The following is a 25,407-nucleotide window of genomic DNA, read 5'->3' on the forward strand; positions in this document are numbered from 1 at the left end:
TGATTGTGCTTCGGGCCTAAGGAGTTCGAACACACAGGGCGCCGATAAATCTTCTGGTAATCGTCACAATGTTTCGGTGAATTCGTGTGTAGCGTTCGGGAATGCCGTTTGATCGCAGAGGAAGTGGGTTCGGCGTCGAGAGTGGAGTTCGATGATGTTCGGTCGGGCAGTGGGCACTCGGATCGCCGGGGTGGTGCTGGCGGTGCTCGCCGGGACGGTGGCCGCCGGTCCCGCCGCGGCGGAACCCGCGGCGCGGATCGAGGATCGGCGGATCGAGGCCGATCACACCATCGACATCGGGGTGTACTCGCCCGCGATGGATACCGTCGCCAGGGTGCGGGTGCTGCGGGCCGCTGACCCGAATTCGCCTGCGCCGACGCTGTATCTGCTCAACGGAGTCGGCGGCGGCAGCGACGGGAACTGGCTCGATCGCACCGATGTCGTCGAGTTCTTCAAGGACAAACAGGTCAATGTGGTGATCCCGTTCGGCGGCGCGGGCAGCTACTTCGCCGACTGGCGCACCGATGATCCGGTGCTCGGCAAGCAGCGCTGGACCACCTTCCTCACCAGGGAATTACCGCCGGTCATCGACGCCGCGTTCGACGGCACCGGCGCCAATGCCATCGCGGGACTGTCGATGGCGGGCACCGCGGTGTTCCAGCTCGCGCTCGCCGAACCGGGGTTGTACCGGGCGATTGGGTCCTACAGCGGGTGCGTGCGCACCAGTGACCTACGCGGACAGGCGATCGTGAGCGCGGTGGTCGGCAGCAGGCTCGGCAACGTCCGCAACATGTGGGGGCCGCCGACCGATCCGGCGTGGACGGCGCACGATCCCTACCTGCACGCCGAGACCTTCCGCGGCACCGAGGTGTATCTGTCCTCCGGCAACGGGATTCCCGGGCCGTTCGACACCATCGGTGTCCAGGACGACCCAGTGCAGCGGACCATGGAGCTGCTCTTCGGCGCGTCGCTGGAGGCGGTCACCGGCGCGTGCACCCAGCAGCTGCGCGACCGGCTGCAATCGCTCGGCATCCCCGCGACCGTCGATCTGCGGCCCAACGGCACCCACTCGTGGGGCTACTGGCAGCAGGATCTGCACAAGTCCTGGCCGATGTTCGACAAGGCGCTGCGCCGCTGACCCGCCGCGAACACGATGTCCGGAATTCGCTGGCACCGATCTCGCGAATCCGGCAGGCTCGTGTCGACACACACGTGAACTCACTCACGAATACGCTGTGACGACCGTCACCGATCCCGGTAGGGATGTCGGCGGCGGCGTCGCGGCGTGCACACTGGAGGGTGTGAGTCAGCGTCGTCCGGAACTTTTGCCCCACCGCATCGCGGTGCTCTCGGTGCATACGTCACCGCTGGCGCAGCCCGGAACCGGCGATGCGGGCGGCATGAACGTCTACGTGCTGCAAACCGCGCTCGAGCTCGCCAAACGGGGCACCGAGGTGGAGATCTTCACCCGCGCGACCTCGTCGGATCTGCCGCCGGTCGCCGAGGCGGGGCCCGGCGTGCTGGTGCGCCACGTCGTCGCCGGACCGTTCGAGGGCCTGGACAAGAACGACCTGCCCACCCAGCTGTGCCCGTTCACCGCCGAGGTGCTGCGCCAGGAGGCGCGCCACCTGCCCGGCCACTACGACCTCGTGCACTCCCACTACTGGCTCTCCGGCCAGGTCGGCTGGCTGGCCCGCGACCGCTGGCGGGTGCCGCTGGTGCACACCGCGCACACGCTGGCCGCGGTGAAGAACGCCGCGCTCGCCGATGGCGACGCTCCCGAACCCGAGACCAGGGTGATCGGCGAGAAGCAGGTCATCGCCGAGGCCGACCGGCTCGTCGCCAACACCGGTGACGAGGCCCGCCAGCTCGTCGACCTGTACAGCGCCTCGCCTGATCGCATCGACGTGGTGCCGCCCGGCGCCGATCTGACCCGGTACCGGCCCGGCGACAAGCTCGCGGCCCGCGCCGAGCTCGGCCTGCGGGCCGACGAGCAGGTCGTCGCCTTCGTCGGCCGGATCCAGCCGCTCAAGGCCCCCGACGTGCTGGTCCGCGCCGCGGCCGCGCTGCTGCGCCGCGACCCCCGCCGCAAGCTGCGGGTGCTGATCGTCGGCGGACCGTCCGGATCCGGCCTTGCCCGCCCCGACGCGCTGATCGAGCTGGCCGCCGATCTCGGCATCACCGACCACGTCACCTTCCTGCCGCCGCAGCCCGCGGACCGGCTGGTGCAGGTGTATCGCGCGGCCGATGTCGTCGCGGTGCCCAGCTACAACGAATCCTTCGGCCTGGTCGCCATCGAGGCGCAGGCCAGCGGCACCCCGGTGCTCGCCGCCGACGTCGGCGGCCTCGGCACCGCCGTGCGGCACCGCGAATCCGGTCTGCTGGTGCCGGGACACCGCACCCCGGACTGGGCTGACGCGCTGGCCGCCCTGCTCGACGACCCCGATCGCCTGGCGCGGATGAGCGCCACCGCCGTCACGCACGCGAGCGAGTTCTCCTGGGCGCACACCGCCGAGGGGCTGCTCGACAGCTACGCTGCCGCCATGGCCGGGTTCCGCGCCGAACGCGGCCCGATCGCCCTGCACGCGGGCGAGACCAGCCAGGCCAGATCGCGGGCGCTGTGGCGGCGCCGGACGGGAGTACGCAGGTGAGCGCCGTATCGCAGGTCATCGACGACACGCTGCGCGACCGCGAGATCGAATACACCCGCCACACCGACGACACCTTCATCGTCGTCCTGCCCGGCGAACGCAAGCTCAAGACGACGGTGATGCTCACCGTCGGCAAGCACGGCGTGCGCATCGAATCGTTCGTCTGCCGCAAGCCGGACGAGAACTTCGAAGGCGTCTACAAGTACCTGCTGCGCCGCAACCGCCGCCTCTACGGCGTGGCCTACACCCTCGACAACGTCGGCGACATCTACCTCGTCGGCCGCATGTCGGCCGAGTCGGTCACCCCCGACGAGCTCGACCGCGTCTTCGGCCAGATCCTCGAGGCCGTCGACACCGACTTCAACATCCTGCTCGAACTCGGCTTCGCCGAATCCATCCGCAAGGAATGGAAGTGGCGCGTCTCCCGCGGCGAGTCCCTCAAGAACCTGCGCGCCTTCGAGCATCTGATCGACACGCAGACGCCGGACGACATGGCCGCGCCGCCGCGCGACTAGCTCACCCGTTCGACGGTCGCGTCACGGCGACGATGGTCAGCAGCTTCTCCAAACCGATGTAGTCATCGGGATTCGTGGTGAACAGCGGCAGGTCCTCGGCGATCGCGGTCGCGGCGATCATCAGATCGGCGACGCGTCGGCGTGGTTTGCGGCCGACGGCGACCACCGCAGCGGAAACCCGCCCGTAGATCCGCGCGGCCTCCACATCGAACGGAATCGGATCGAACTCGCTCTCGACGCGCTGCAGCACCTCCAGCCGGCGGGCGCGTTCTTCGATCTCGTCGTAGTCGTTCTGTTCCGAATTGGGCCGAACCTGATTCGGTCCGCTGGACAGCTCGGCGAGGGTGACGGCGCTGATCGCCATCTGATCAGGCAATTCGTTCGCATCGATCCGACGGCGCAGGATCAGGATATTGGTGTCGAGCAGTCCGGCCTCGGGTGTCTCAGGCGTCATAGGGGTCGCCCGCCGTGTCGTCCATCGCGATCGCCTGATCGGCGCGGAAGTTCGCGACATCGATCTCCGGAGAGGTCCGCGACATCGCGGCGAAGTCAGCTCGGCTGACGAAGCGGCGTCGGCGCCGCAGGGGGATCAGCTCACCGATCCGGTGGCCATCACGGGTGACCGTGAATGACGTGCCGTGTTGAACCGCGTCCATGATCTCCTTGGACCGGTTCCGTAGATCCCGTTGGGTGATCTCTGGCTGGGCACTCATATTCCCAGCTTAGCGAGCAGTGCCACCTTGTGCTACCACGTGCCAAGGGCTGTCGATACCGGGTACCCGCGTGTTTGCGCGCACGGGTACCCGGTGTCAGGTCAGCAGTTCGACGGTACCGGCTCGTTGCGGAAGCGGGACTCGACGTAGTTCCAGGCGTCCACGAAACCGGCCGCGGCGGCGGTCATGTGCTCGGAGATCTCGATCGTCTGCAGCTGCACCGGGGCACCCTTCGAGCAGAAGTGCGCGACCGACTCGGCGACCGGACCGTACGGGGTCAGGGTGTCGTACTTGCCCTGCCAGATGTAGGTCGGCGCGGTGGGCGCGCCGGTGAAGTGCACGAGGCTGTTCTCGCGCAGCACCCCGCGCGCGACCTGGCTGGTCATCAGTTCCTTGGACGCCGCCATCTGCTCGGCGTTGCGGAAGATGCCGTGGAACAGCAGGAACCGGCGGCACGCGTCCTTGGTGAACTCGCGGAACCACAGGCCGTTCTCGTTGAGCTGGTCCGAGACCGGCACCTGCTCGGGGTACTCGCGCTCGATGCCCATCGCCGCGGCGAAGGCCAGGCCGAAGCCGGGGTGCGGCGCGAAACCGAGGGCGTCGGCCATCAGCTCCAGGTCGGCGGGGATGCCGCCGGCGACCACGGCCGACAGCTTCAGCTCCGGCGCGTAGGTCGGCTGCAGCGCACCCGCCCACGCGGTGGCCATGCCGCCGCCGGAGTACCCGGCGATCGCGACCGGCGAGTTCTCGACACCCAGCTCGGCGACCTTCTGCACGGCCCGCACGCTGTCGAGGGTGACCATGCCGCTGAGCTTGGCCGCGCCGTAGGCGACGGTCGGGCCGAGGTAGTCCGGGACCGAGATGGCCCAGCCGCGCTGCAACGGCAGCATCGCGCCGGGCGCGTCCTGCAGTTCGCCGTTGAACAGCGACTGCGACGGGTTGCAGCGGGTGCCGATCGAGTTGATCAGCGCCTGATACGACACCAGCGGCGGGTTCTTCACGCCGATCGGCATCAGCACGGTGGTGACGCCCATGATCGCGTTGCCCGCCGAGTTGGTGGAGCGGAACGCGATCTGCCAGCCCTCGGTCCCGGGGTAGAGCAGGGTGTCGATGCGACGCTTGCGCACGACGTCACCGGGCGCGAGCGCCGCGATGTCACTCGGTGCCGCGAAGAACGGATCCGGATCGGGGGTCGGATACAACGGGTTCGCCCCCGCCGGTGCGGCTAGGAAGCCCACCGACAGCAGGCTCAACACCAGTACGACAAATTTCGACACAGCTATCCTTCATCAGAGTTGTGCTGCCCAGCTGACTAGACCCGACCCGCGTCGAAGTATCTAACGAAAATGGGCCGTGCGTACCAACCAGTAGTCAAAGTGTCGTGTGCCACATGCTGTGATCCCTCACATCGCGTGGTCCGCACGGCCCTGTTGGGCTGCGACGACACGGTGCCGGGCACCGCGCGGACAGGAGGGGTGATGACGGCACTAGCACTCGACATCGGGGCGACGAAATTCGCTGCGGGACTGGTCGATCCGGATTTCACGCTGCGTGGCGTGCGCCGCGCGGCCACCGCGACCGACGACCCGTGGACGGCCTGTCGCGACCTGCTGTGCGTTGTGGCGGGCGACACCGAGGTGACCGCCGTCGGGATCGGTTCGGCGGGCCCGGTCGACGTGCCCGCCGGTGTCGTCCGTCCGCTGAACCTGCCGCCGTGGCGCGACGGATTCGCGATCGTCGAGCACGTGCGGGCGCTGTTCCCGGCCGCAGCAGTGCGGCTGGCTATCGACGGGGCGTGCCTGGCGCTGGCCGAACATCGGGTCGGCGGGCTGCGCGGGGTGGCCGACGGGCTGGCGCTGACGGTGTCCTCCGGGGTCGGTGGCGGGATCATCGCGGACGGGCGAGTCCTGGTGGGGCGCACCGGAAACGGCGGTCATCTCGGGCACATCGTCGTCCCGGGTGACGACACCCCGTGTGGTTGCGGCGGGTTCGGCTGCGTCGAGGCGGTGGCGAGCGGACTGTCCACGGTGCGCTGGGCGCGTGAGCACGGCTGGGCGGGCACGACCGGCATCGAGCTCGCCGAGGCAGCGCACCGGGGCGACCGGGTGGCGACCGCCGCGCTTGCGCGGGCGGGAACCGCGCTCGGACAGGCGGTTTCCAGCGCGGCCGCCCTGCTCGATGTGGACCGCGCGGTGATCAGTGGCGGCTTCGCGCACTCCGGCGAGCCGCTGTGGGGGCCGTTGCGCGCGGCGGTCGCCCGGCACGCGCGGCTGGAGTTCGTCCGCGGGCTCACGGTGGAGTTGTCGACGCTGGCCGACGGCGCGACGCTCGTCGGCGCCGGGGTGCTGGCGGTGGAGGCGGACGCGGCGTGATCCCCGGGGCCAGTGCGCCCGCATAGCAGGTGGGTGGGCCGGAAGTATCGGCGAAATGCCAGAATGACCCCATGACCTACACCCTCGTGCTGCTGCGCCACGGCGAGAGCGAATGGAATGCCCTCAACTTGTTCACCGGCTGGGTGGATGTGCACCTGACCGACAAGGGCATCGCCGAGGGCAAGCGGGCCGGCGAGCTGCTCGCCGAGCACGACGTTCTGCCCGACATCGTCTACACCTCGCTGCTGCGCCGCGCGATCAGCACCGCCAACAACGCGCTCGACGCCGCCGACCGGCACTGGATCCCGGTCATCCGCGACTGGCGGCTCAACGAGCGTCACTACGGCGACCTGCAGGGCAAGAACAAGGAGCAGGTCCGCGAGCAGTACGGCCAGGACCAGTTCATGCTGTGGCGCCGCAGCTACGACACGCCGCCGCCGCCGATCGCCGACGACAACGAGTACAGCCAGGAAGGCGACCCGCGCTACGCGGGCATCGAGGTCCCCAAGACCGAGTGCCTCAAGGATGTCGTGGCCCGGATGATCCCGTACTGGGAGACCACCATCGCCCCCGAGCTGCTCACCGGCAAGACCGTCCTGGTCGCCGCCCACGGCAACTCGCTGCGCGCGCTGGTCAAGCACCTCGACAACATCTCCGACGAGGACATCTCCAGCCTGAACATCCCCACCGGCATCCCGCTGCGCTACGAGCTCGACGAGAACCTGCGCCCGGTCAAGCCCGCCGAATACCTGGACCCGGAGGCCGCCGCCGCGGGCGCCGCCGCCGTCGCCAGCCAGGGCGGCAAGTAGTCGTTCCCCGGACCGGCCCCGCATCGTTCCCACGGTGCGGGGCCGGTCTGTTGCCGGTCAGTCGCACAGCGCGTGGGTGAGCAGCGTGCCGATCTCCGTGGCGCTGGGCGTGCCGGTGAAGGAGAAGGTGACCGCTCGCCCGGCCTCCGTGGCGCCGGAGACGGCGGTGAAGCCCCGCACACCACCGACGTGGCCGACGAAGCGGGCGCCGCACGGTAGCCGGGTGTAGCCGACGCCTAGGCCGTAGGACATGCCGTCGTCGCCACCCATATCGACCCCGTCGAGCATCGGCAGCAGTTGTGTCAGCGACACCACCCGACCGGCCAGCAGCGCGGTGTAGAAGCGATTGAGGTCGGCCCCGGTGCTGACCAGCGCACCGGACGCCCACGGCACCGACGGCTCCATCAGCGTCTCCTCGGTGACGATGCCGTCGACGGTGGTGTAGCCGGCCGGATGCGGATCGCGCAGACCGGTCTCGCCGGTAGCCGGAAGATACGTGCCCGACAGCCCCAGCGGCGCGACGATCCGCGCACGCAGTTCGTCACCGTAGCCGCGTCCGGTCACCGCCTCGATCAACATCCCCGCGACGATGTAGTTGGTATTCGTGTACTCGAACCGCGCACCCGGGGCGAACCGAGCCGGGTACCGCAGCGCGAGGGCGATCTCCTGCGCGGGGGTGAAGGTGCGGCCGAGCCGCGCCGCCGTGTGCTCGTTCACGCCCAGGGCATCGATCGGCTCGGGCAGCCCGCTGCGATGACCCAGGATCTGCCGGACCGTGATGACGCGACCGTCGATGCCGTCCCCGGTGAGCAGCCCGGGTAGGTACATATCGACCGGCCGATCGAGCTCGACCTTGCCCTCGGCCACCAGTTGCAGCACGACCGCCGCGGTGAAGGTCTTGGTGATGCTGCCGACCCGGACATGCTGTGGCGGATCGGTGGGCATCGGCGTCGCGAGGTCGGTCGTGCCAGCGGCCAGGACGATGGTGCCGTTGTCGGTGAGCGTCGCGAGCGCGCCGACAGCGCCGGAGCCGATCAGCCCATCGAGATCCGCCTGCACGGTGTCAGCCCGGGCGGCGACCCCTGAGGGCAGTGGGTCCGCCGCACCGGTCGTGCAGGACGACAGCAGCACGGCGGTTGTGCAGATCGCGAGAGCAAGAACTCGGGTACGCATGATCCGACGGTAGAAATCGCCGCCCGCGACGCGCATCGGTCTGCGGTACTGCCACCGCCTCGGACCGGAGTACGGGCCCCGACCGGCGAATCACCAGGTGACACCCCAGGATTCGGCGATCAGCCCCGCGATGTCACACCCACCTCGGCTACGTCGTCACCTCGGTAGACGCCGCGAACAACGCGGCTGCCGAAGGAGGCCAACCATGCACACCGCGTACATCATCGTCACCGTCATCGCCGCCCTCTGGGTCGGCTTCTCGGCCTTCTCACTCCTGCGCCGAGCCCCCTTCGTCGTCGACCCCCTGATCGACTACGGCGTCCCCCGAACCTGGTGGACCCCCCTCGGCCTCGCCAAAGCCGCGGGCGCCCTCGGCCTGCTCCTCGGCCTCTGGATCCCCGCCCTCGGCATCACCGCCGCCATCGCCCTCATCCTCTACTTCCTCGGCGCGGTCATCACGGTCCTCCGCGCCCGCTCGTACAAAACCGTCGCCTTCCCCCTGCTCTACCTCCTCCCGGTCGCGGTAGCCCTGGGCCTCGGCGCCGCCGCCTGACTGACCGGTCCCTGGGATCCGAAGCGCCGGATCCCAGGTGGTCTCTCGTATCTGGTTGTCGCATGGTCGATTTGAGTGATTCGTAATCGGCATCACCAGCGGCGTAGGTTCGCTCACATGGTCTCGCCGCCGTCGAATCCGCACGACGCCTACTTCCGGTGTGTCATGGCCCGGCCCGCCGATGCCGCCAGCGAAATCCGCGCGGCCCTGCCCTCGGCGATCACCGCCCGGCTCGACCTGGAGTCGCTGCGTCTGCAACCCGGCAGTTTCGTGTCGCAGGAGCTGCGATCGCGCTACAGCGACCTGCTCTATCGCACCCAGCTCGACGGCCGCGACGCCTTCGTCTACGTGCTGATCGAGCACCAGTCCGGCAACGACCGCTTCATGGCGCTGCGCATGCTGGAGTACGTCGTCAACATCTGGGCCCAGCACCGCCGCGAACACCCCGACGCCGAACTACTTCCCGCGGTGATCCCACTGGTCGTGCACAGCGGCCGAACTCGTCACTGGACGGCCCCGGCCGAACTGCGTCCCTTGCTGGACCTGGACGAATCCACGTACGAGCTGCTCTGCCCGTGGCTCCCGAGGTTCTCCTTCCTCCTCGACGACGTAGCGACCCTCGACCTGGCAGCGCTCCGTGCCCGCGACCTGACCCCCGCCACCCGCGTCATGCTGATCCTGCACAAGATCGCCCCCGGCAGTGCCCACCTCGGTGACGACATGCTCGAGCTGGTCGAGGACCTACGCGCCATGGAAGCCGATCCCACCGTCGACCTCCGCCCGACATTCAGCTATATCCTGATCGTGGGCGATACGCCCGAACAAGACCTGGATCCGGTGATCGAACAGCTCGGTCCGCGCGCCAAGGAGGCGATCATGACGACAGCGGAGCGCCTGCGCGCCGAGGGCGAGGCACGAGGCGAGGCTCGTGGCGAAGCGCGGGGCAGAGCCGAGATCCTGGTCGAGCTGCTGATCGAGAAGTTCGGCACTGTGCCCGCCGAGCTGTCGGCACGGGTCCGGACGGCGGATCTGGATCGGTTGCGTCTGTGGGCGCGGCGAGTACTCACCGCCGACACCCTCGACGAAGTCTTCGCCTGACCGGCACGCGTCGGGTGTGGCCTCGCCCCACCTCGGTTTCGCCGCTTTCATAGCCCAGATTCCGCTACGTGGTCGCAGCCCTCGTCCTGGGCTCGTCCGCCTGAACAACCGGGTCTGACGATCCTCGACATCGCCAGACCTCGGCCTCAGCCGGGTGGCGGAATCAATCCTCGGTCGCAGCCTTGGATTCGTTTGTATGGTTTCACCATGGACGGCTATTTCTGTCCCACTACCATTTCAACGAGGTCCTCGCTCATCTCCGTCGCTCTGCGGCATGAGTAGTCCTCGTCGGGCAATGGAAGCAGGCCGTCGCTATAGTAGATCATCAGGTAGTGTTCGTTCAGTTCAACCTTGGCTGAGCACAGGTATTTGCCGGCCTGCGCGGGCGCTTCACGCCACCCCGATATCTCCGCTGGATAACCTGCAATCGCTACCGTTCTTGTCGGTGGCAGGCCTGCTTCGTTGGCTGATACCTCGGACGGTTTGTAGAGTGCGACGAATACTTTCGAATGCTCGGCGACGGATCTTTTGTATTCGCATCCCGGAATGTTGTTATATTCCGTTGTTCGTCGGCCGGGAGTTTGCATTTCATATTTTTCTATGAAACCGGCGGTTAGGTCTGTACACGGGTCGAGTGCAGTGGATTTCGCGGTCGTAGTTGTTTTGTCACCGGGCTCGGTGCTACTCGACGTGCAGCCCGCCAGAGCGAAGATCGATAGGGCTGCGACTGCTGTGCATTGCCATTTCGTCATATCGCCTGCTCCTACTATTTCGAGGGCATTGGTTTGCCGGTAACGTATTGGTAGAGATCGTCTGTTTTTGTTTCCAACCCAGTGCTCAGCGCGACTGCATGGTCCGCGCCGTACCTGTCGACATAGCCGTTGAGTCCGCGGTCGGTCAGTGTCTGGTTGAAGGCGGTTATGGCAGAACCGGACAAGCCGCCGACATCTACAAGGCGTCCGTTGCTGTCCAGGAAATCGACGCGATTTCCATTCGCATCGGTCCCGTATGCTGGGAGGCTGCCCTCTTTGATCATCTCCTGCAAGATTGTGGATCTGATGTCGTTCTCGGAATGGGTCGTCAATGCGGAGGGATTTGGTGGTACGACGACTTCCTTCTCGGGCTCGGGATTCCATTTCTCCATGGCGGCGTTGTATCCCTCGTCCTTCAATACCCCGAATACCTCGTTGCCGATCACCCCTACAGGGTTTCGGCCTGGAATCTCCAGATTATCCAAAGTAAGCGACTTGACGATCTCGCCTGCCTTTTGGCGGTTCTCGAAGGTTGCGGTCTTCTCATCGAACTCTGTCTGGCTGTTCTTCTCGTCCTGCCAGGTCAACGCGTTGTTTATGGCGGTCGTGTACCGACCGTCCAGTTGTGCGAGGTTGGGTGCGTTGGTATTCAGCCACTCGGTGGGGTTGCTTCCGCCTTCGGACAACGCTCGTCCGATCATTGCGGATTCGTACTCTTGGCGGCTAACCTCGAGCATGAGTCGACCGCCCTCGGATTGGCTCGCCAGAAATAGCAATCTGTCGGCATCCGTCGTCGTGAGTTCAGCGAGTCGATTATTTGTTCCTGGCAGAGTCGGATCATCCACGAGTCGGGTTTCGGTCGCGTGGCCAGAGATGTATTTATCGATATTGCTACCCATTATATTCGCCATGGTGTCGGACAGCTTCGGATTCGTACTGAACGCATCGACGCTACGGTTGAAGACCGTCTGGCCGTCCTCCTCTTTGAGTCCGGCCCGTCCGGATACCGAATCATCGGATGCGCTTCCGGTGGGGGCGAAGTAATCTGGCAGATCAGCGAGTGCCTGATTAGCTCGCAGGCCTTCCTCGCCGGGCTTGTGGGTGTCTTCCGCAATCCAGTCCAGCAATCCGGCTGCCGCTTGGCCATCGTCAGGCCATTCTTGCCGGAACATGGTGTTCCGGAATTCTTCGGCGTTGAACGGGCGATCGTTCTTGTATTCTGAGCCGATATCAGGGGCCGGCGGTAGATCGTTTCCGGTAAGCAGTGAGTAGCTCACGTCGTCGTTGCGGGTGGCGATCGCGATAAGTTCTTGCGCTCCTTCCTGAACCGCCGTCTTGTCGTCGCTGCTGAATCCAGGGGGGAGCTGGCCATCGGTATTCTTCGCATAGGTGTCGAAATACGCCACCATGCTTTCGCTTTGGCGGCCGAGTTCAACTCCGAGCTGTTTACCGGGCTGCATACCCGGATCAGACTCGCTCAGAAGCTCGCCGAATTGGCCGAGTTCCTCGAAGCGGTTTTCTCGCTGATAGTCGCCGTTGTAGGCGCCGGTAAAATCCTCGGTGCGACCCGAGATGAGCTCCTGCAGGTCCGGTGGTAGATTCGAGTACGATCCTTTTGAACCGTTGGTAGTTCCCACTTTCTCGTTGGAAACGGCGAGGATAGTGTTGGCGAGGTTGTTGCGCTGTGCGGCGGCGCTGGTGTCTCCGGCGTTCTCGCGTGCCAGGAGTTGTTCGTTCAGGCCAAGGATGCCGTCTTTGCCCGCAGCCTGAAAGAACGTCTTGTAATAGTCCTGGGTGCTTTGTGGGAGTGTGTTGACCTCGTTGCCCTCGGCCAGCCGATCGATCTCGAACTGGGTGAGCGCAGGCTGGGGCATCTGGGCAAGGATCTCGTCGATCTTGGCCTTGTCGTTGGTCTTGACGGCCTCGGCCAGCTCGGTGCCGTCCTCCTTGCCGAAGCGTCCTGCTTGAGTGTCGGCTGCGCTCACGTCCAGGCTCGAACCGAGCAGGTCGCCTGCCGACCTGATCTCGGTCGCCTGGCTGGTGATGGCCTGGACCGCTTTGGTGACGGCGTCCTCGAAGGGGTACAGCGCGTTGTTGATCAAGGTCTGATGGTCGCGGCGCACGTCGGCTTCGACGTTGTCGTAGTCCATGACCTTCCACACGTCGTCGACAGTCATTCCGAGGCCCTGTGCGTCCGCGACCTTGCCCAGCAGCGTCGTGCGATGCGAGATGACGTTGTTCACCTCGTCGTTGACAGCGGTCACCAGCTCGTCGACCTCCAGCGCGAGCTTCTGAACCTGGGTGTGGTCGTCGGCGACACGGTCATACGCGGCCAGGTAGGTCGCGCCCGACCAGCTGGCCTGCATGTCCCGCATGTGGGTCATCGTCGTATCGGCGCACACCACCAGGGCGCCGCGTGCCGCAGCGACCTGGCCTGCCCAAGTCTTCACCGCTTCCAGGTCCCACTTCTCGACATCGGAACGCTTATGCACTGTGGATGTCCAGTTCGGAGAGCTTGCGGCCGAATTCCTCGTCGGTCATCTGCAGGTTGTCCGCGCACGTGGTGCACAGGGACGCTACTTGCTTGTAGCGCTCGGCCGCGCGCAGAAAGGCGCCTTCGACCGCCAGCGCTGCCTGCGCCGCCGCCTCTGGAATCAAGAACGTCGCGTCGTTCACGTCGTTCGTGCCGTCAGGGAGCGAAGCGTCCAGCGAGCTCGCGCCGGAGCGGACGTCCAGCGCGTCGATGCTTTCGCCCGCGTTGGTGAGTTTCACCGTGAGAGCGCGTATCTGGTCGATGTCGGCCTTCAGCATTGTTCTCCATGGGTTGACCGCACTCCGGCGGAAGTGAGTTCGCTGCTCGGCGGTGCTGGAGCATTCAGCTGATCGCCGGGACGGATTCTGGTGACCGGAACGAACGCGCCGAAGCGGCGGGGAGTCGGGCGGCGCACACGACGGCGGGTGGTCCCCGCATAGGTGGCTGGTCGCGACATTTCTCCCCCGTTCCATGTCCGCCGTGAGGCTACCAGCCGATCGGTGCACCGGCCTGGGCTGGAATGGGTGGTGGTGGCCGCGGTCGGTCTCGTGCGCCGTGACCACTCGAGCACCTATATCGTGTGCGGAAGATCGGGCGCTAGGATGCGGGTGGGCATCGTTGGGAGGGGATCCTGTGGCTATCGGTGGGGATGCGGCCGCGCAGCTGTGGAATGCGGCGTCGTCGGGGCAGTTGACGATGGAGCCGGATGCGGCTCGGGAAGTGGCTCAGTCGTACCTGCGGTTCGCGGGCATGTGCGATGGGTGGGTCAAGGACGCGGAGGTGCTCAGGACCATCCACGGTTTCGGATCGCTGAAGTCCGCGCAGGAGTTGCAGGACGGCTTCGCTGAGAAGGCGGCACGAGCGAAGGAAACCCTCGGGCAGATGGCGACCGCCGCGCGCAGTATGGCGGACGGTTACCTCCAAGCTGCCGGAATCCTCAGCGAGGCGGACCAACTGAATGCGTCGGCGCTGGGCAACCTACCAGGGCAGGTATGACATGAGATTTTGGACGACTGTGGGCTGTGCTCTTGTCGTAGTAACGGCATCGGCCTGTGGCTCGGCCGCCAACAACGACGGCGCTACCTCTGACACGCCGGGGAGTTCCGCAAGCGCGGCGGAGACGTCGCCAGCTCGGCCGACGCTGACGAACCCAAAGCTGCAGCCGCCGTCTCAGGACAACAAGTACACGAGGTCGTCGGGACGGCCAACGGTGATCTTCGACCCCTGTACGTGGATCAGCGATGCCGATATCCAGTCAGTTGGCTATCGACCCGAGTCCAGAAAGCGTGGCCCGGATCTTGTCGCGGAGTACACGTTCTTGACCTGCCTGTTCGACAGCCCCGGGAACACACTTGCACTCCACGTCGACTCGGGAAACACGACCTGGGACGAGAACCTGAAGAAGAACGGCGCCTGGTTGGAGGCGACGACCGTCAACGGTCGACAGGCTGGGCTGGTGCGCGAACAGCCGGGTGGCGAGGATGCGTGCCAGGTACACATGGTGACTGACGCCGGTGTCGTGATCGTCGGGACGCTTGTTCAAAGTCTTGGTAAGAACAAGGGTCTCGACCCCTGCGCCAACATCATGGAAATCGCCTCGGTCGTAGAGAAATCCATCGGTAAGGAGAACTGACCATGGCTGACGGGGGAGGGTCGCAGAATCCGCTGAGCGTGATTCTGCCAGGACTGGATCAGCAGGTCAGCGGGCGACAGCAGCAGTCCGGTGCTGAGAAGCAACAGGAATCGCTCAGTCACGGCGGTGTCGATCCAAAGTACATCTCTGAATTCGAGCCGTTCGATAGTTTTTCGCACCAGGAGATCTACGACGCCGTGCAGCAGATGCAGCCCGGCGTGATGCAGCAGTTCGGTGATCAGTGGGTCGCGATGTTCACCGAGATCTCCGGTGCGGTGACCGGGCTGATGATCCAGACCGCGCGGGCATCGTCGAGTCTGCACGGCGAGTTCGCCTCCGCCGGTGAGGCTGCTGGGCGGAAGTTCGTCACCGAGGCGACGGACGTGTACATGGTGCTGTCGGCGGTAGGGCATCGGGTGAAGGCCGCGGCCTATGGCGCGGAGGCGGTGAAAGTGGCTGTGCCGGCGCCTATCAACGCGACTGTGGTGGCCGATCCGGGGACGTCGGTGCCCGCGACCTTGGCGGAACTCGCGGTTCCCGGGTCGGCGGCGGCTACCGACCGAGAGAAGGAAGACCGGCGCATGCAGGCGATCGCGGCGATGAACCTGACCTACAAGCCGACCTACGGCCCCGCTGGGGAGAACGTGCCGACCTTCGTCGCACCCACCCAGCCGGGCACCGTCAATCCCAACGATCCGGGCACCGGTGGTGGCGGCTCGAACAACGGTGGCACCACCAACGGCGGGGGCGGGAACACCACCGACGACGGGACGACGACCGGCGAGGACCCCGGCACCACCGAGGAAACCACGCAACCCGGGACGACGACCGACGACGACGAGACCACCACGGCGGGAACTGATACCGAGGACAGCGGCGGTTCCGACGACTCGCAGGGCGACGACAGCAGCACCAATCCGGCGGGCACCACGCCCGCCTCGACGACACCGGCGTCGACCACCCCGGGGACCAGCCCGGGTGGTGGCGGTTCGCCGGGGTCGGGGTCGCCGGGCGGTTCGAGCCCTGGTGGCGCCACGTTGACGCCGGGTGGGTCCGTCGCCGGTCGGGCGCCGGCCGGTGTCGGCCAGAACCTCGCTGCCGCAGGGCTTTCCGGTGCGGCGGGCGCGGCGGCCGGGCGTGGCATGAGTCCGGGCATGATGGGCGCGCCGGGTGCGCGCGGCGGCGGTAAGGACGACGAGGAGGAACACAACGCACCCGATTATCTGCGCCGGGTGCAGCCGGAGCTGTTCGGGGACGAGATTCCCGCGGTGCCCGAAGCGATCGGCTCGGACGCGCCGTCGACGCGGGTCGCGGACCAGGGCGGCGCGGGGGCATCGTGAGCTGGACCTTCACCGCCGACGAATTCGCCTTCGTCTGGCAGGGGGAGACCGGCGCCGACCGGTACCCCTTCCCATTGACCGTGTTTTCGGACGCGCCGACCCAGGGCCGATATGAGGAATTGGCCCGCGACGCGGCGCAGCGCTGGCCGACCGGCGCCGACCCCGACCTGACCGCGGTCCTGCGGCATGCGGCCCGACCGGACACCGCGATGGCGGTCTTCGATCAGGCCGGGCCCCGGCTGCGGGCCTATGGCGCGCGGTCGGGGGAGCGCGGTGTGGTGATCCGGCAGTACGACGACAACAGTGTCGAGGTGTTCTCCGGCAGCGCCGGGATGGTGACGCGCGCCTTCGCCTCCTTCCTCGGCGAGCTGCCCGCGGGACAGGCGGGCCACCTCGTCGAGGACGTCGACCGCCTGGCCGCGCACTTCGAATCCTGGCAGCGCGCAGCGGATTCCGTCGCCGAGCGGATGCACCGGCTCACCGCGTCGCCGCGCGCGGCGTCCGGGTACATCGAGGCCAGGGTGGGCCTGCACGCCGAGCGCGCGACCCCGGCCAGGTACCTGACCTGGCTCGACGTCACCGACGACGGCCGCTACCTGAGCTACCGGCGATTCCAGGATCTGCATATCGAACCCGCGGGCAAGCAACGCCTGATCGACGCCATCGAAGCCATCGCGACCGCCCCCGGGCGCGGCGACTGAGATCCGGAACGCTTGTCCTGCTGGGGTTTTGTGGCTGGACCTAGGCGTCGGCCACCGCGAATGCCGCCGACAGCGGTGGCAGCATGGCCCGCGCGTTCGCACCGGCGAACCACAGGCCGACGGTGAAGACCGAGGTGGCCTCCAGGTATCTCGCCCGATGGAGGCCACCGGCCGGGAACGGTTGCAGGGCAAGGTCTTCGGCTAGGGAGGCCACGGTGCGCAGCGCGTCGGCGTCGTCACCGCAGAGCGGGACGGCCAGTCGTTCGCCGTCGAAGACGCGGTCCGGTCCGGCCCACACCTCGGCGGCGAGCAGGTTGAAAGCCTTGACCACGTGGGCTTTCGGGACGGTCGCCGCGATGCGTTCAGTCACCGCGCCCTCGCTCAGGACGAACGCGGTGACGCCCTCGGGCGCGGCCGCGTCGGGCAGGAAGGCGTTGGTGCAATCGATGAGGACCTTGCCCGCCAGCGCGTCACGGTGTTCGCCGAGCACGGCGGTGAGCGCGTCCACCGGCACCGCCAGCAGCACCACGTCGGCGTCCGTGATCGCCGAGGCGATGTCGCCCGCGTGGACCACGGGCGTCGCCGCCGAGCCGATGCCCGGCACCTCGGTGGATCGCCGCACCGGCTGGCGCGAGCCGATCTGGGCGGCGAGCGCGCGCCCGGCCTCGGCCGACCGCGCGCCGATCCGCACCTCGTGGCCCGCCGCCGCCCAGCCGCCGCCGAGCGCGGCCGCCATCGCACCGGCGCCGATGATTCCGATTCGCATGAGAACTCCCAGGGTTCGCGGTTGCCGACGCCCGATGGCATCGACCACACCGACGGTAGGAATTCCGATAGGCACTCCGGGGTGCCTTTCGGCGGTGGCAGGCTGGATCGCATGACCGCGGAACCGGCCGAACGGGTCGACTACGCGCCGTACGGCGACTACGAGTCCGACTGCCCCGCCAGGATGGGCGTCGATCTGTTCGGGAATTCCTGGCTGCCCGTGATCGTGTACATGCTGCGCGATGGTCCGCTTCGTCACAGTGACCTTCGCACCGCCGTCGGGGGCATCAGCCAGAAGATGCTCACCCAGACGCTGCGCCGGATGGAACAGATGACGCTCGTGCGCAGGCAGCGGTATGCCGAAGCACCGCCGCGAGTGGAATACGAACTCACCGAAGCGGGCCGCGATCTGCTCCAGCCGATTTATGCGCTCGGCGCATGGGTCGACCGGCACGGGGCCGCGGTGACCCTCGCGATGTACGGCGAACCGCCGGACTGACACGCCGAGGACACTCCAGGTGCCCGCCGGGTGAACGGCACGAGAACGCCACGCCAAGGGCCTGTGACCTGCGCGAAACTTCGACGACCCGCCACCGATACGTCGGTCGGCACTCGTACGATCAAAGCGTGAGTGTTCCGCAGGCCGTGCTGTTGGCAGTCCTCGCGGCTGTCGTCGGACTGGCAGTCGGGGGCCTGCTGATCCCGTATGTCAACGCCAGGCAGGCCGCCCGCACCCAGGAAGACACCGGGCTGACCATGTCCCAGGTGCTCGACCTGATCGTGCTCGCCTCCGAGAGCGGCATCGCCGTGGTCGACGAGTACCGCGACGTGGTCCTGGTGAATCCGCGCGCCGAGGAACTCGGCCTGGTCCGCAATCGGTTGCTCGACGAACGCGCGTGGGCCGCCGTGGAGAAGGTGCTCGCCACCGGTGAGTCCGCCGAATACGACCTCACCGCCAAGAACCCGCTGCCCGGCCGTGGCCGGATCGCCGTGCGCGGCGTCGCCCGCAAGCTCTCGCGCGAGGAGACCAGCTTCGTCGTGCTGTTCGCCGACGACGACTCCGAGCAGGCGCGCATGGAGGCGACCAGGCGCGATTTCGTCGCCAACGTCAGCCACGAGCTCAAGACCCCCGTCGGCGCGATGAGCCTGCTGGCCGAGGCCATGCTGGAATCCGCCGACGATCCCGAGGCCGTGCGCCACTTCGGTTCGCGCGTGCTCGGCGAATCGCGGCGCCTCGGCAAGATGGTGACCGAGCTGATCGCGCTCTCGCGCCTGCAGGGCGCCGAGAAGCTGCCGGATCTGGCCGTGGTCGACGTCGACACCGTGGTGCAGCAGGCCGTCGACCGGTCGCGCACCGCCGCCGAGGCCGCCGGCATCACCGTCAGCACCGATCGGCCCAGTGGGCTGGAAGTGCTCGGCGACGAGACGCTGCTGGTCACCGCGCTGTCGAACCTGGTCGAGAACGCCATCGCGTACTCGCCGCAGGGGTCGCACGTGTCGGTGAGCCGGTCGCTGCGCGGCGATCACGTCGCGATGGCCGTCACCGACCGTGGCATCGGCATCGCCAAGGAAGACCAGGAGCGGGTGTTCGAGCGGTTCTTCCGCTCCGACAAGGCCCGCTCACGGTCGACCGGCGGCACCGGGCTCGGCCTGGCCATCGTCAAACACGTGGCGGCCAACCACAACGGTGAGATCACCCTGTGGAGCAAACTGGGCACCGGCTCGACGTTCACGCTGCGCATCCCCGCCCATCTGGAAACCGATGGGGACGAGGACGCGGAGCAGGGGCCGGAGCTCGCCACGAGAGAAACCATTGTCCAGCGCACCCCCGCTGGACGAACGAACGGTGTGGAGGCACGCAGATGACGAGTGTGTTGATCGTCGAGGACGAGGAGTCGCTGGCCGATCCGCTGGCGTTCCTGCTGCGCAAGGAGGGCTTCGACGTCACCGTTGTCGGCGACGGCCCGTCCGCGCTGGCCGAGTTCGATCGTTCCGGCGCCGACATCGTGCTGCTCGACCTGATGCTGCCCGGCATGAGCGGCACCGATGTCTGCAAGCAGCTGCGCACCCGCAGCGGCGTGCCGGTGATCATGGTGACCGCGCGCGACAGCGAGATCGACAAGGTCGTCGGCCTGGAACTGGGCGCCGACGACTACGTCACCAAGCCGTACTCGGCGCGCGAGCTGATCGCCCGCATCCGCGCGGTGCTGCGCCGCGGCGCGGGCGACGAGCTGGATTCCGGCAGCGAGAACGGCGTGCTCGAGGCCGGTCCGGTGCGGATGGATGTGGACCGGCACACGGTGCACGTCAACGGCGGGCAGGTGACCCTGCCGCTCAAGGAGTTCGACCTGCTCGAATACCTGCTGCGCAACTCGGGTCGCGTGCTCACCCGCGGGCAGCTGATCGACCGGGTGTGGGGCGCCGACTACGTCGGCGACACCAAGACCCTGGACGTGCACGTCAAGCGCCTGCGCTCGAAGATCGAGGCCGATCCGGCCAAGCCGGAGCACCTGGTCACCGTGCGTGGCCTCGGGTACAAGCTCGAAGCCTGATCCCACGAACGAACAGAGCCCCGTCGGTCCGCCGACGGGGCTCTCGTGTTCGGAGGGACTTAGACGGAGCTCCAGGCGGGGCCGAGCGGGGTGTCGATCTTGCGCAGGTTGTACCAGCCGAACTGGTCTTCCTGCATGCAGTCGTAGATCGCCACGTCGGTGCCGGTGCCACGGCAGGCGATCGTGGTCGTGGTGCCCTGGGGGCTCACGATGATGTACTTGCCGTCCTGGGCCGCGGTCAGGGCCTCGGGGGAGTTGTAGTTCACGAAGCTCGAGGTGAAGTCCGCGTACTTGGCCGGGTCACCGTTCGGTTCGGCGTTGGCCAGGCCGGTCATGGAGAGGGTGGCGCCGATCACGAGGGTCGCCAGGGAGAGCGCTTTCTTCGACATGGATAACGATCCAACCCGATCGGAGTGACTTCCGCATGACCACGGGGTGAACCAGCAGGTTACGAGGTTTTCACGCCGATTGATCCGAAATGTGAGCCTCGGGGTGGATGCGTTCCGCCTCCACCGTCGCCGGATGCACCGCGATCAGACCGAGGCCCTCGCGCCGGCGGCACAGCCGGGCCAGTTCCTCGTAGGCGGGCGCGCCGAGCAGTTCCCGCAGCTCGGGGCCGTAGGACTGCCACACCGGCTTGGCGCCGACGTGCGCGTCGGGCGAACCGGTGCAGTACCAGTCCAGATCGAGGCCGCCCGGACCCCAGCCGCGGCGGTCGTATTCCGTGACTACCGTGCGCAGGATCTGTTCTCCGTCCGGACGCTCCACCCAATCCTGGGTGCGGCGGATCGGCAGCTGCCAGCAGACGTCCGGCTTCACCTCGAGCGGTTCGATGCCCTTGCGCACCGCCATGATGTGCAGCGCGCAGCCGGGGCCCGCGGCGAAACCGGGGCGGTTGAGGAAGATGCAGGCGCCGTCGAAGCGGCGGGTGCGCAGGGCCGGTTCGTCCTCGAGTTCGTCGAGCTCGAGGTAACCCTTCTTGACGACCTTGCCCTTCTCGGTGGCTTCGCCCATCAGCTGCCAGTCCTCGGGTGTGAGCATCTTCACAGCACCGGCCAGCCGCTTGCGATCGTCCTTGTCGGCAAGGAAAGCGCCGTGCGAGCAGCACCCGTCGTCGGGGCGTTCGGCGATGATGCCCTGACAGGCGGGTGTGCCGAATACACACGACCAGCGGGAGAGTAGCCAGGTCAGATCGGCGACGATTTGGTGCTCGTCGTTTGCTGGGTCGGTGAACTCGATCCATTCGCGTGGGAAGTCGAGCTCGACCTCGGGGCTCGGATCGATCTTTCGCCCAGGTCGGAGCCCGGTCTCCGCGGTGCCAGATGCGCCTTCGGTCACAACTTGTGACGCTAACAGTTCAGTCGCCTGACCTGTAGTACCGGATCACCAAGTACCGTATTCCTGTGCGGCTTGGTGTTCTCGATGTCGGAAGCAATACCGTTCACCTGCTCGTGGTGGACGCGCATCGTGGTGGTCACCCGATGCCGATGAGCTCGTCGAAGTCGGCGTTACGGCTCTCGGAGAACATGGACGGGGACGGCCGCATCACCGAGGCGGGCGAGGCCAGGCTGATCGCGACCATCGAGGAATTCGCCGATCTGGCGCGCAATTCCAAGTGCGTCGAGCTGATGCCGTTCGCCACATCGGCCCTGCGTGAGGCCACCAATTCCGACGAGGTGCTGGCCCGGGTGCGCGGCATGACCGGAGTCGATCTGCAGGTGCTCTCCGGCGACGACGAGGCCAGGCTGACGTTCCTCGCGGTGCGCCGCTGGTTCGGCTGGAGCGCGGGCCGCATCATCAACCTCGACATCGGCGGCGGCTCGCTGGAGATGTCCAACGGCGGCGACGAGGAACCCGACGTCGCGCTGTCGCTGCAACTCGGCGCGGGCAGGCTCACCAGGGAGTGGCTGCGCGACGATCCGCCGAGCAAGCGCAAGATCGCGGTCCTGCGCGATTGGCTCGACGCCGAGCTCGTCGCGCCCACCCGGACCATCATCGAAGCGGGCAAGCCAGACCTGGCCGTCGGCACCTCGAAGACCTTCCGCTCGCTGGCCAGGCTGACCGGGGCGGCACCCTCGGCCGCCGGTCCTCGGGTGCGCCGTACACTGACCAGCTCCGGTTTGCGCCAGCTGATCGCGTTCATCTCCCGGATGACCGCGGCCGACCGCGCGGAGCTGGAAGGCGTGAGTTCGGACCGGTCCCAGCAGTTGGTGGCCGGCGCACTGGTCGCGGAGGCGAGTATGCGGGCGTTGTCGCTCGACAGCATCGAGATCTGCCCATGGGCGCTGCGTGAAGGCCTGATCCTGCGCAAGCTGGATACCGAGCCGAACGGGGGGCCGTCCATCGTCCCGCCGGTCGCGTCGGTGGCGAGAGCGGAGTCGGCATGAGTGCTGACGATTCGAAACAGCTATCGGTCGCCGAACTACTCGCGCGCAATGCCGCGCAGGGCGCGTCGCCGCCGGCGAGCGGCGGGGGCGGCAGACGGCGGCGCAGTGGTCGCGGGCTCTCGGTCAATGATCTGACGGGGGAGAACGCGGCCGTCCGGCCGAACTCGCACGCGGCGCCCAGCGCGGAGCCCGAGCCGCCCGCCTATCAGCCGGAGCCGGCGCCCGCCTACGAACCGCCCGCGAGTTATCAGCCCGCGCCGTATCCGCCGCCGGGCCCGGCCGAGCCGGCGTACTCGCCGATGTCGGGGCCGATCACCCGCTTCGATCCCCAGTCCGGGTTCTCCGCCCCCGATTCGAGCGATCCGCTCGGCGTGGCGGGCCCGCGCTCGTCGGCCGATCCGTTCGGCCCGTATCGCGCCGAGGCGCGCGACTCGGGCTCGCGCGGTGCCGGACGTGGTCCCGGCCGGCTGGGCGCGCCCAGCTCGGCCCAGCCGGTCGATCCCGGCATCGCCGAGATGTTCGGCTCGGGCGCGCTGCCCGCGGTCGGTGGCGGCCGTCGCCGCCGGGCCGAGCCGGACGAGGCGCCCGAACCCGCTCCGCTGCCCGAGCCGCCGCAGGCGCCGCCCGCCACCGGTGGCCGGGCTGCCCGCAGGCGCGCGGCCGAGGCCGCCGAGGAGGCCGCCGCGGCGCCCGCGCCGTGGACGCCGGACGCGTCGGGATACGCGGCGCCGACCGGATTCGAACCCCCCGCTCCCGCCCCGGACACCGCCCGTGGTTTCCCCGGCCGCCAGGACTCGGGATCCGGTTTCGGTGGTTTCCCCGCTCCCGGTGGCGCGGCGCCCGGCTTCAACGCGTTCCCCGAGTTCGGCCCGCGCGCCGACATCGACGCCACGCAGGCCTACAACGCCCCGCCCGCCCCCGACGTCCCGCAGGCGCGGGGGACCGGCTGGCCCGCCCCCGAGGCCGAGCAGCGGCCGTCGCTGGATCGGCGCAGGCCGGGGCCCGACGCGGGCAAGACCGGTGGGCTGCCGTCCTGGTCGGCGCGCAGGCACCGGCCCGACCCGGCGCCGTCCGCGCCCGAGAGCGGCGGTTTCCCGACGGCCGCCTGGTCGCCGGTCAGCCAGGAGCAGCCGCTGATCTCGGGTCAGTCGGTGGCCGGTGACCTGCTGCGCCAGCAGGCCGACGACGCCGACGCCCGCACCGAGGTCTACCGCGTCGGCGGTAACCGCGCCGCCGAGCCGGACACCGACGACTACGCCGAGTCCGACTACGTCGACCGCGACTACGCCGACAACGACTACTCCGACACCGACTACACCACCGGCGATTACGACACCGGCTACGACGATGACGACTACGACGACTACGAGCCCGAACCGAAGCCGACCAGGGCGAGCAGGCGGGCCGCGACCAAGGCCGCCGCGTCCAAGGTGGCGAGCCGGGCCAAGTCGCGGGCGGCGAGCCGGGTCGCGGCCACCCGCGCTAGCGGGCGATTCTCCCAGCTGGCGCGCGGCGCCACCGAGGACGACAACCGCCGTCAGTGGCTGATCCTCGGCGGGCAGAGCGTCGGCGCGGCGATCGCCGGAATGTTGCTGTTCAAGGGTTTCGAGACGATGTGGGAGACGCTGCCCTGGGTCGCGCTGGCCCTGGCCATGGTCGTCATCCTCGGGCTGGTGGCGCTGGTGCGGATACTGCGCCGCACCGACGACATCTACAGCACTGTGATCGCCGTCGTCGTAGGCGTCTTCGTGACGCTCGGACCGCTAGCCTTTCTCCTCAGTACCAGCTGAAGCAGGGAGTGGGCTGTGGGGAACGCGCGGGCGGATATCGGAATCGGGCTCTCGACGGCGTCGGTGTATCCGGAGAACACCCAGGCGGCGTTCCGCTACGCGGCCGAATTGGGTTACGACGGTGTGGAATTGATGGTGTGGGCCGAACCGGCCAGCCAGGACATCGCGACCGTGCAGTCCTACGTGAAGCGCTACGGCGTTCCGGTGCTCGCCGTGCACGCGCCGTGTCTGCTGATCTCCCAACGGGTCTGGGGCGCCGACCCGGTGGCCAAGCTGGAGCGCAGTGTGCGTACCGCGCAGGCGCTCGGCGCCGACACCGTGGTGGTGCATCCGCCGTTCCGCTGGCAGCGCCGCTACGCCAAGGGTTTCGCCGATCAGGTCGGTGAGCTGGAGGCCAACTATCCGGTCAAGGTCGCGGTGGAGAACATGTTCCCGATGCGCGCCGACACGCTGTTCCGCGAGGGCGCGGTGCGCAGGCTCGAACGCCGCTCCGGGCCCGGTCCGGCGGTGAGCGCGTTCAGCCCGTCCTTCGATCCGACCGACATCGGTTTCGAGCACTACACCCTCGATCTCTCGCACACCGCGACCGCGGGCGCCGACGCGCTCGAGCTGGCCCGGCGGATGGGCGAGGGCCTGGTGCACCTGCATCTGGCCGACGGCCGCGGCGCCGCCCATGACGAGCACCTGGTCCCTGGCGACGGCACCCAGCCGTGCGCGCAGCTGTGCGAGCACCTGGTGCACACCGGTTTCACCGGGCACGCCGTCGCCGAGATCAACACCCAGACCGCGCGCACCACGGCCGAACGCTCGGCTCTGCTCGGCCGCACGCTCGACTTCGCGCGCAGGCACCTCACCGGCGCCACCCACGCCGACCTCAGCTGAGGCATCTGCTACGTCACACCGCCGCAGTATGGTGCCTTGCATAGCATGCTTGTACGCTGTACGAACCGAAGTGAACCGCGACCAGGAGTGACGATGACGCGAGAACTCGCGACCGACGCGCCGTTCGGTCAGGTCGTCGACCCGGACCCACGCCCCCCCACCCCTGCCGAGACCCGGCGCGACGGCGG

At 67.8% G+C, this 25,407-nt stretch carries 27 protein-coding genes; 17 read left to right on the plus strand and 10 right to left on the minus strand.

What is annotated here, in order from left to right; translation table 11 throughout:
* Positions 1–193: 193 nt before the first annotated feature.
* The 3 genes from AB0H54_RS03625 (at position 194) to AB0H54_RS03635 (ending at position 3,166) form a co-directional block, all read left to right on the plus strand.
* Positions 194–1,138 carry an alpha/beta hydrolase family protein gene (locus tag AB0H54_RS03625; RefSeq protein WP_357344185.1) on the plus strand — a complete coding sequence of 315 codons (945 nt, stop codon included), beginning with the start codon at positions 194–196 and terminating at the stop codon, positions 1,136–1,138.
* Between the two features lie 154 nt (positions 1,139–1,292).
* Positions 1,293–2,651, plus strand: coding sequence for a D-inositol-3-phosphate glycosyltransferase (gene mshA, locus AB0H54_RS03630; protein ID WP_357344187.1), 1,359 nt, complete (start codon positions 1,293–1,295; stop codon positions 2,649–2,651).
* The gene (locus AB0H54_RS03635) at positions 2,648–3,166 is read left to right on the plus strand and encodes a YbjN domain-containing protein (protein ID WP_357342505.1); all 519 of its coding nucleotides are present in this window, start codon (positions 2,648–2,650) and stop codon (positions 3,164–3,166) included. The genes mshA and AB0H54_RS03635 overlap by 4 nt, the downstream gene beginning before the upstream one ends.
* A 1-nt stretch (position 3,167) precedes the next feature.
* On the opposite strand, the gene AB0H54_RS03640 is transcribed toward AB0H54_RS03635, so the two are convergent.
* From AB0H54_RS03640 to AB0H54_RS03650, 3 genes are all read right to left on the minus strand, one after another.
* Positions 3,168–3,620: a type II toxin-antitoxin system VapC family toxin gene (locus AB0H54_RS03640; RefSeq protein WP_357342507.1), complete on the minus strand. Its 453-nt coding sequence runs from the start codon at positions 3,618–3,620 to the stop codon at positions 3,168–3,170.
* A complete protein-coding gene (locus AB0H54_RS03645; RefSeq protein ID WP_357342509.1) occupies positions 3,610–3,879 on the minus strand; it encodes a type II toxin-antitoxin system prevent-host-death family antitoxin in 270 nt (89 codons plus the stop codon). The genes AB0H54_RS03640 and AB0H54_RS03645 overlap by 11 nt, the downstream gene beginning before the upstream one ends.
* A 101-nt stretch (positions 3,880–3,980) precedes the next feature.
* Entirely contained in the window at positions 3,981–5,156 is a 1,176-nt protein-coding gene (locus tag AB0H54_RS03650) for a lipase family protein (protein WP_357342511.1), read from the minus strand.
* A 201-nt stretch (positions 5,157–5,357) separates the two neighbouring features.
* Between AB0H54_RS03650 and AB0H54_RS03655 the strand changes: the two genes are divergently transcribed.
* Positions 5,358–6,251 carry an ROK family protein gene (locus AB0H54_RS03655; protein ID WP_357342512.1) on the plus strand — a complete coding sequence of 298 codons (894 nt, stop codon included), beginning with the start codon at positions 5,358–5,360 and terminating at the stop codon, positions 6,249–6,251.
* Between the two features lie 71 nt (positions 6,252–6,322).
* A complete protein-coding gene (locus AB0H54_RS03660; protein ID WP_355274046.1) occupies positions 6,323–7,060 on the plus strand; it encodes a phosphoglyceromutase in 738 nt (245 codons plus the stop codon).
* 57 nt (positions 7,061–7,117) lie between these two features.
* Here the strand turns inward: AB0H54_RS03660 and AB0H54_RS03665 are convergent, their stop codons facing one another.
* A complete protein-coding gene (locus AB0H54_RS03665) occupies positions 7,118–8,233 on the minus strand; it encodes a serine hydrolase domain-containing protein (RefSeq protein ID WP_357342514.1) in 1,116 nt (371 codons plus the stop codon).
* A gap of 205 nt (positions 8,234–8,438) precedes the next feature.
* On the opposite strand from AB0H54_RS03665, the gene AB0H54_RS03670 reads away from it, so the two are divergent.
* The gene (locus AB0H54_RS03670; protein WP_357342516.1) at positions 8,439–8,786 is read left to right on the plus strand and encodes a DoxX family protein; all 348 of its coding nucleotides are present in this window, start codon (positions 8,439–8,441) and stop codon (positions 8,784–8,786) included.
* Positions 8,787–8,903: 117 nt separating this feature from the next.
* A complete protein-coding gene (locus tag AB0H54_RS03675; RefSeq protein WP_357342517.1) occupies positions 8,904–9,884 on the plus strand; it encodes an Rpn family recombination-promoting nuclease/putative transposase in 981 nt (326 codons plus the stop codon).
* A 215-nt stretch (positions 9,885–10,099) separates the two neighbouring features.
* On the opposite strand, the gene AB0H54_RS03680 is transcribed toward AB0H54_RS03675, so the two are convergent.
* From AB0H54_RS03680 to AB0H54_RS03690, 3 genes are read right to left on the minus strand one after another with little or no spacing between them, the layout of a single operon-like run.
* Positions 10,100–10,636 carry a DUF3558 family protein gene (locus AB0H54_RS03680; protein ID WP_357342518.1) on the minus strand — a complete coding sequence of 179 codons (537 nt, stop codon included), beginning with the start codon at positions 10,634–10,636 and terminating at the stop codon, positions 10,100–10,102.
* A 14-nt stretch (positions 10,637–10,650) separates the two neighbouring features.
* Entirely contained in the window at positions 10,651–13,128 is a 2,478-nt protein-coding gene (locus AB0H54_RS03685) for a hypothetical protein (protein ID WP_357342520.1), read from the minus strand.
* The gene (locus AB0H54_RS03690; protein WP_357342522.1) at positions 13,121–13,447 is read right to left on the minus strand and encodes a hypothetical protein; all 327 of its coding nucleotides are present in this window, start codon (positions 13,445–13,447) and stop codon (positions 13,121–13,123) included. Before AB0H54_RS03690 ends, AB0H54_RS03685 begins: the two co-directional genes overlap by 8 nt.
* 355 nt (positions 13,448–13,802) lie before the next feature.
* On the opposite strand from AB0H54_RS03690, the gene AB0H54_RS03695 reads away from it, so the two are divergent.
* From AB0H54_RS03695 to AB0H54_RS03710, 4 genes are read left to right on the plus strand one after another with little or no spacing between them, the layout of a single operon-like run.
* Positions 13,803–14,165: a hypothetical protein gene (locus AB0H54_RS03695; protein WP_357342523.1), complete on the plus strand. Its 363-nt coding sequence runs from the start codon at positions 13,803–13,805 to the stop codon at positions 14,163–14,165.
* A gap of 1 nt (position 14,166) precedes the next feature.
* Positions 14,167–14,802, plus strand: a complete 636-nt coding sequence (locus AB0H54_RS03700; protein ID WP_357342524.1) for a DUF3558 domain-containing protein — start codon at positions 14,167–14,169, stop codon at positions 14,800–14,802.
* Positions 14,803–14,804: 2 nt separating this feature from the next.
* Entirely contained in the window at positions 14,805–16,142 is a 1,338-nt protein-coding gene (locus AB0H54_RS03705) for a hypothetical protein (protein ID WP_357342526.1), read from the plus strand.
* Positions 16,139–16,843, plus strand: coding sequence for an ESX secretion-associated protein EspG (locus AB0H54_RS03710; RefSeq protein WP_357342527.1), 705 nt, complete (start codon positions 16,139–16,141; stop codon positions 16,841–16,843). The genes AB0H54_RS03705 and AB0H54_RS03710 overlap by 4 nt, the downstream gene beginning before the upstream one ends.
* Before the next feature lie 40 nt (positions 16,844–16,883).
* Here the strand turns inward: AB0H54_RS03710 and AB0H54_RS03715 are convergent, their stop codons facing one another.
* Positions 16,884–17,609 (minus strand): NAD(P)-binding domain-containing protein, encoded by a 726-nt coding sequence (locus AB0H54_RS03715; RefSeq protein WP_357342529.1) that lies wholly within the window; start codon positions 17,607–17,609, stop codon positions 16,884–16,886.
* A 111-nt stretch (positions 17,610–17,720) separates the two neighbouring features.
* Here AB0H54_RS03715 and AB0H54_RS03720 point away from each other — a divergent pair, with 111 nt between their 5' ends.
* The 3 genes from AB0H54_RS03720 (at position 17,721) to AB0H54_RS03730 (ending at position 20,160) form a co-directional block, all read left to right on the plus strand.
* The gene (locus tag AB0H54_RS03720) at positions 17,721–18,107 is read left to right on the plus strand and encodes a helix-turn-helix domain-containing protein (protein ID WP_355274016.1); all 387 of its coding nucleotides are present in this window, start codon (positions 17,721–17,723) and stop codon (positions 18,105–18,107) included.
* 128 nt (positions 18,108–18,235) lie between these two features.
* The gene (locus tag AB0H54_RS03725; RefSeq protein WP_355274013.1) at positions 18,236–19,474 is read left to right on the plus strand and encodes an ATP-binding protein; all 1,239 of its coding nucleotides are present in this window, start codon (positions 18,236–18,238) and stop codon (positions 19,472–19,474) included.
* Positions 19,471–20,160 carry a response regulator transcription factor gene (locus AB0H54_RS03730; protein ID WP_019049472.1) on the plus strand — a complete coding sequence of 230 codons (690 nt, stop codon included), beginning with the start codon at positions 19,471–19,473 and terminating at the stop codon, positions 20,158–20,160. Before AB0H54_RS03725 ends, AB0H54_RS03730 begins: the two co-directional genes overlap by 4 nt.
* A 59-nt stretch (positions 20,161–20,219) precedes the next feature.
* Here the strand turns inward: AB0H54_RS03730 and AB0H54_RS03735 are convergent, their stop codons facing one another.
* Together AB0H54_RS03735 and AB0H54_RS03740 are read right to left on the minus strand one after the other, a co-directional pair.
* A complete protein-coding gene (locus AB0H54_RS03735) occupies positions 20,220–20,549 on the minus strand; it encodes a hypothetical protein (protein ID WP_357342531.1) in 330 nt (109 codons plus the stop codon).
* Positions 20,550–20,619: 70 nt separating this feature from the next.
* On the minus strand, positions 20,620–21,498 hold the full coding sequence (locus AB0H54_RS03740; RefSeq protein WP_357342533.1) for a hypothetical protein: 879 nt from the start codon (positions 21,496–21,498) through the stop codon (positions 20,620–20,622).
* 65 nt (positions 21,499–21,563) lie between these two features.
* On the opposite strand from AB0H54_RS03740, the gene AB0H54_RS03745 reads away from it, so the two are divergent.
* The 3 genes from AB0H54_RS03745 to AB0H54_RS03755 are packed head-to-tail and all read left to right on the plus strand — an operon-like array spanning position 21,564 to position 25,219.
* Positions 21,564–22,547: a Ppx/GppA phosphatase family protein gene (locus AB0H54_RS03745; RefSeq protein WP_357342535.1), complete on the plus strand. Its 984-nt coding sequence runs from the start codon at positions 21,564–21,566 to the stop codon at positions 22,545–22,547.
* Positions 22,544–24,337, plus strand: coding sequence for a hypothetical protein (locus AB0H54_RS03750; RefSeq protein ID WP_357342537.1), 1,794 nt, complete (start codon positions 22,544–22,546; stop codon positions 24,335–24,337). Before AB0H54_RS03745 ends, AB0H54_RS03750 begins: the two co-directional genes overlap by 4 nt.
* A 42-nt stretch (positions 24,338–24,379) precedes the next feature.
* Positions 24,380–25,219: a sugar phosphate isomerase/epimerase gene (locus AB0H54_RS03755; RefSeq protein ID WP_357344188.1), complete on the plus strand. Its 840-nt coding sequence runs from the start codon at positions 24,380–24,382 to the stop codon at positions 25,217–25,219.
* Positions 25,220–25,407: the final 188 nt, after the last annotated feature.

It is taken from the genome of Nocardia sp. NPDC050718, assembly GCF_040654235.1.
In the GTDB taxonomy this organism is placed as follows: Bacteria; Actinomycetota; Actinomycetes; order Mycobacteriales; family Mycobacteriaceae; genus Nocardia.

What these genes read in the sequence shown, in the direction of transcription:
- AB0H54_RS03640 (WP_357342507.1), bottom strand. Translation starts at nt 3,620, where the DNA reads ATGACGCCTGAGACACCCGAGGCCGGACTGCTCGACACCAATATCCTG.
- AB0H54_RS03645 (WP_357342509.1), bottom strand. Translation starts at nt 3,879, where the DNA reads ATGAGTGCCCAGCCAGAGATCACCCAACGGGATCTACGGAACCGGTCC.
- AB0H54_RS03655 (WP_357342512.1), top strand. Translation starts at nt 5,358, where the DNA reads ATGACGGCACTAGCACTCGACATCGGGGCGACGAAATTCGCTGCGGGA.
- AB0H54_RS03660 (WP_355274046.1), top strand. Translation starts at nt 6,323, where the DNA reads ATGACCTACACCCTCGTGCTGCTGCGCCACGGCGAGAGCGAATGGAAT.
- AB0H54_RS03665 (WP_357342514.1), bottom strand. Translation starts at nt 8,233, where the DNA reads ATGCGTACCCGAGTTCTTGCTCTCGCGATCTGCACAACCGCCGTGCTG.
- AB0H54_RS03670 (WP_357342516.1), top strand. Translation starts at nt 8,439, where the DNA reads ATGCACACCGCGTACATCATCGTCACCGTCATCGCCGCCCTCTGGGTC.
- AB0H54_RS03675 (WP_357342517.1), top strand. Translation starts at nt 8,904, where the DNA reads ATGGTCTCGCCGCCGTCGAATCCGCACGACGCCTACTTCCGGTGTGTC.
- AB0H54_RS03680 (WP_357342518.1), bottom strand. Translation starts at nt 10,636, where the DNA reads ATGACGAAATGGCAATGCACAGCAGTCGCAGCCCTATCGATCTTCGCT.
- AB0H54_RS03690 (WP_357342522.1), bottom strand. Translation starts at nt 13,447, where the DNA reads ATGCTGAAGGCCGACATCGACCAGATACGCGCTCTCACGGTGAAACTC.
- AB0H54_RS03700 (WP_357342524.1), top strand. Translation starts at nt 14,167, where the DNA reads ATGAGATTTTGGACGACTGTGGGCTGTGCTCTTGTCGTAGTAACGGCA.
- AB0H54_RS03705 (WP_357342526.1), top strand. Translation starts at nt 14,805, where the DNA reads ATGGCTGACGGGGGAGGGTCGCAGAATCCGCTGAGCGTGATTCTGCCA.
- AB0H54_RS03715 (WP_357342529.1), bottom strand. Translation starts at nt 17,609, where the DNA reads ATGCGAATCGGAATCATCGGCGCCGGTGCGATGGCGGCCGCGCTCGGC.
- AB0H54_RS03720 (WP_355274016.1), top strand. Translation starts at nt 17,721, where the DNA reads ATGACCGCGGAACCGGCCGAACGGGTCGACTACGCGCCGTACGGCGAC.
- AB0H54_RS03730 (WP_019049472.1), top strand. Translation starts at nt 19,471, where the DNA reads ATGACGAGTGTGTTGATCGTCGAGGACGAGGAGTCGCTGGCCGATCCG.
- AB0H54_RS03735 (WP_357342531.1), bottom strand. Translation starts at nt 20,549, where the DNA reads ATGTCGAAGAAAGCGCTCTCCCTGGCGACCCTCGTGATCGGCGCCACC.
- AB0H54_RS03750 (WP_357342537.1), top strand. Translation starts at nt 22,544, where the DNA reads ATGAGTGCTGACGATTCGAAACAGCTATCGGTCGCCGAACTACTCGCG.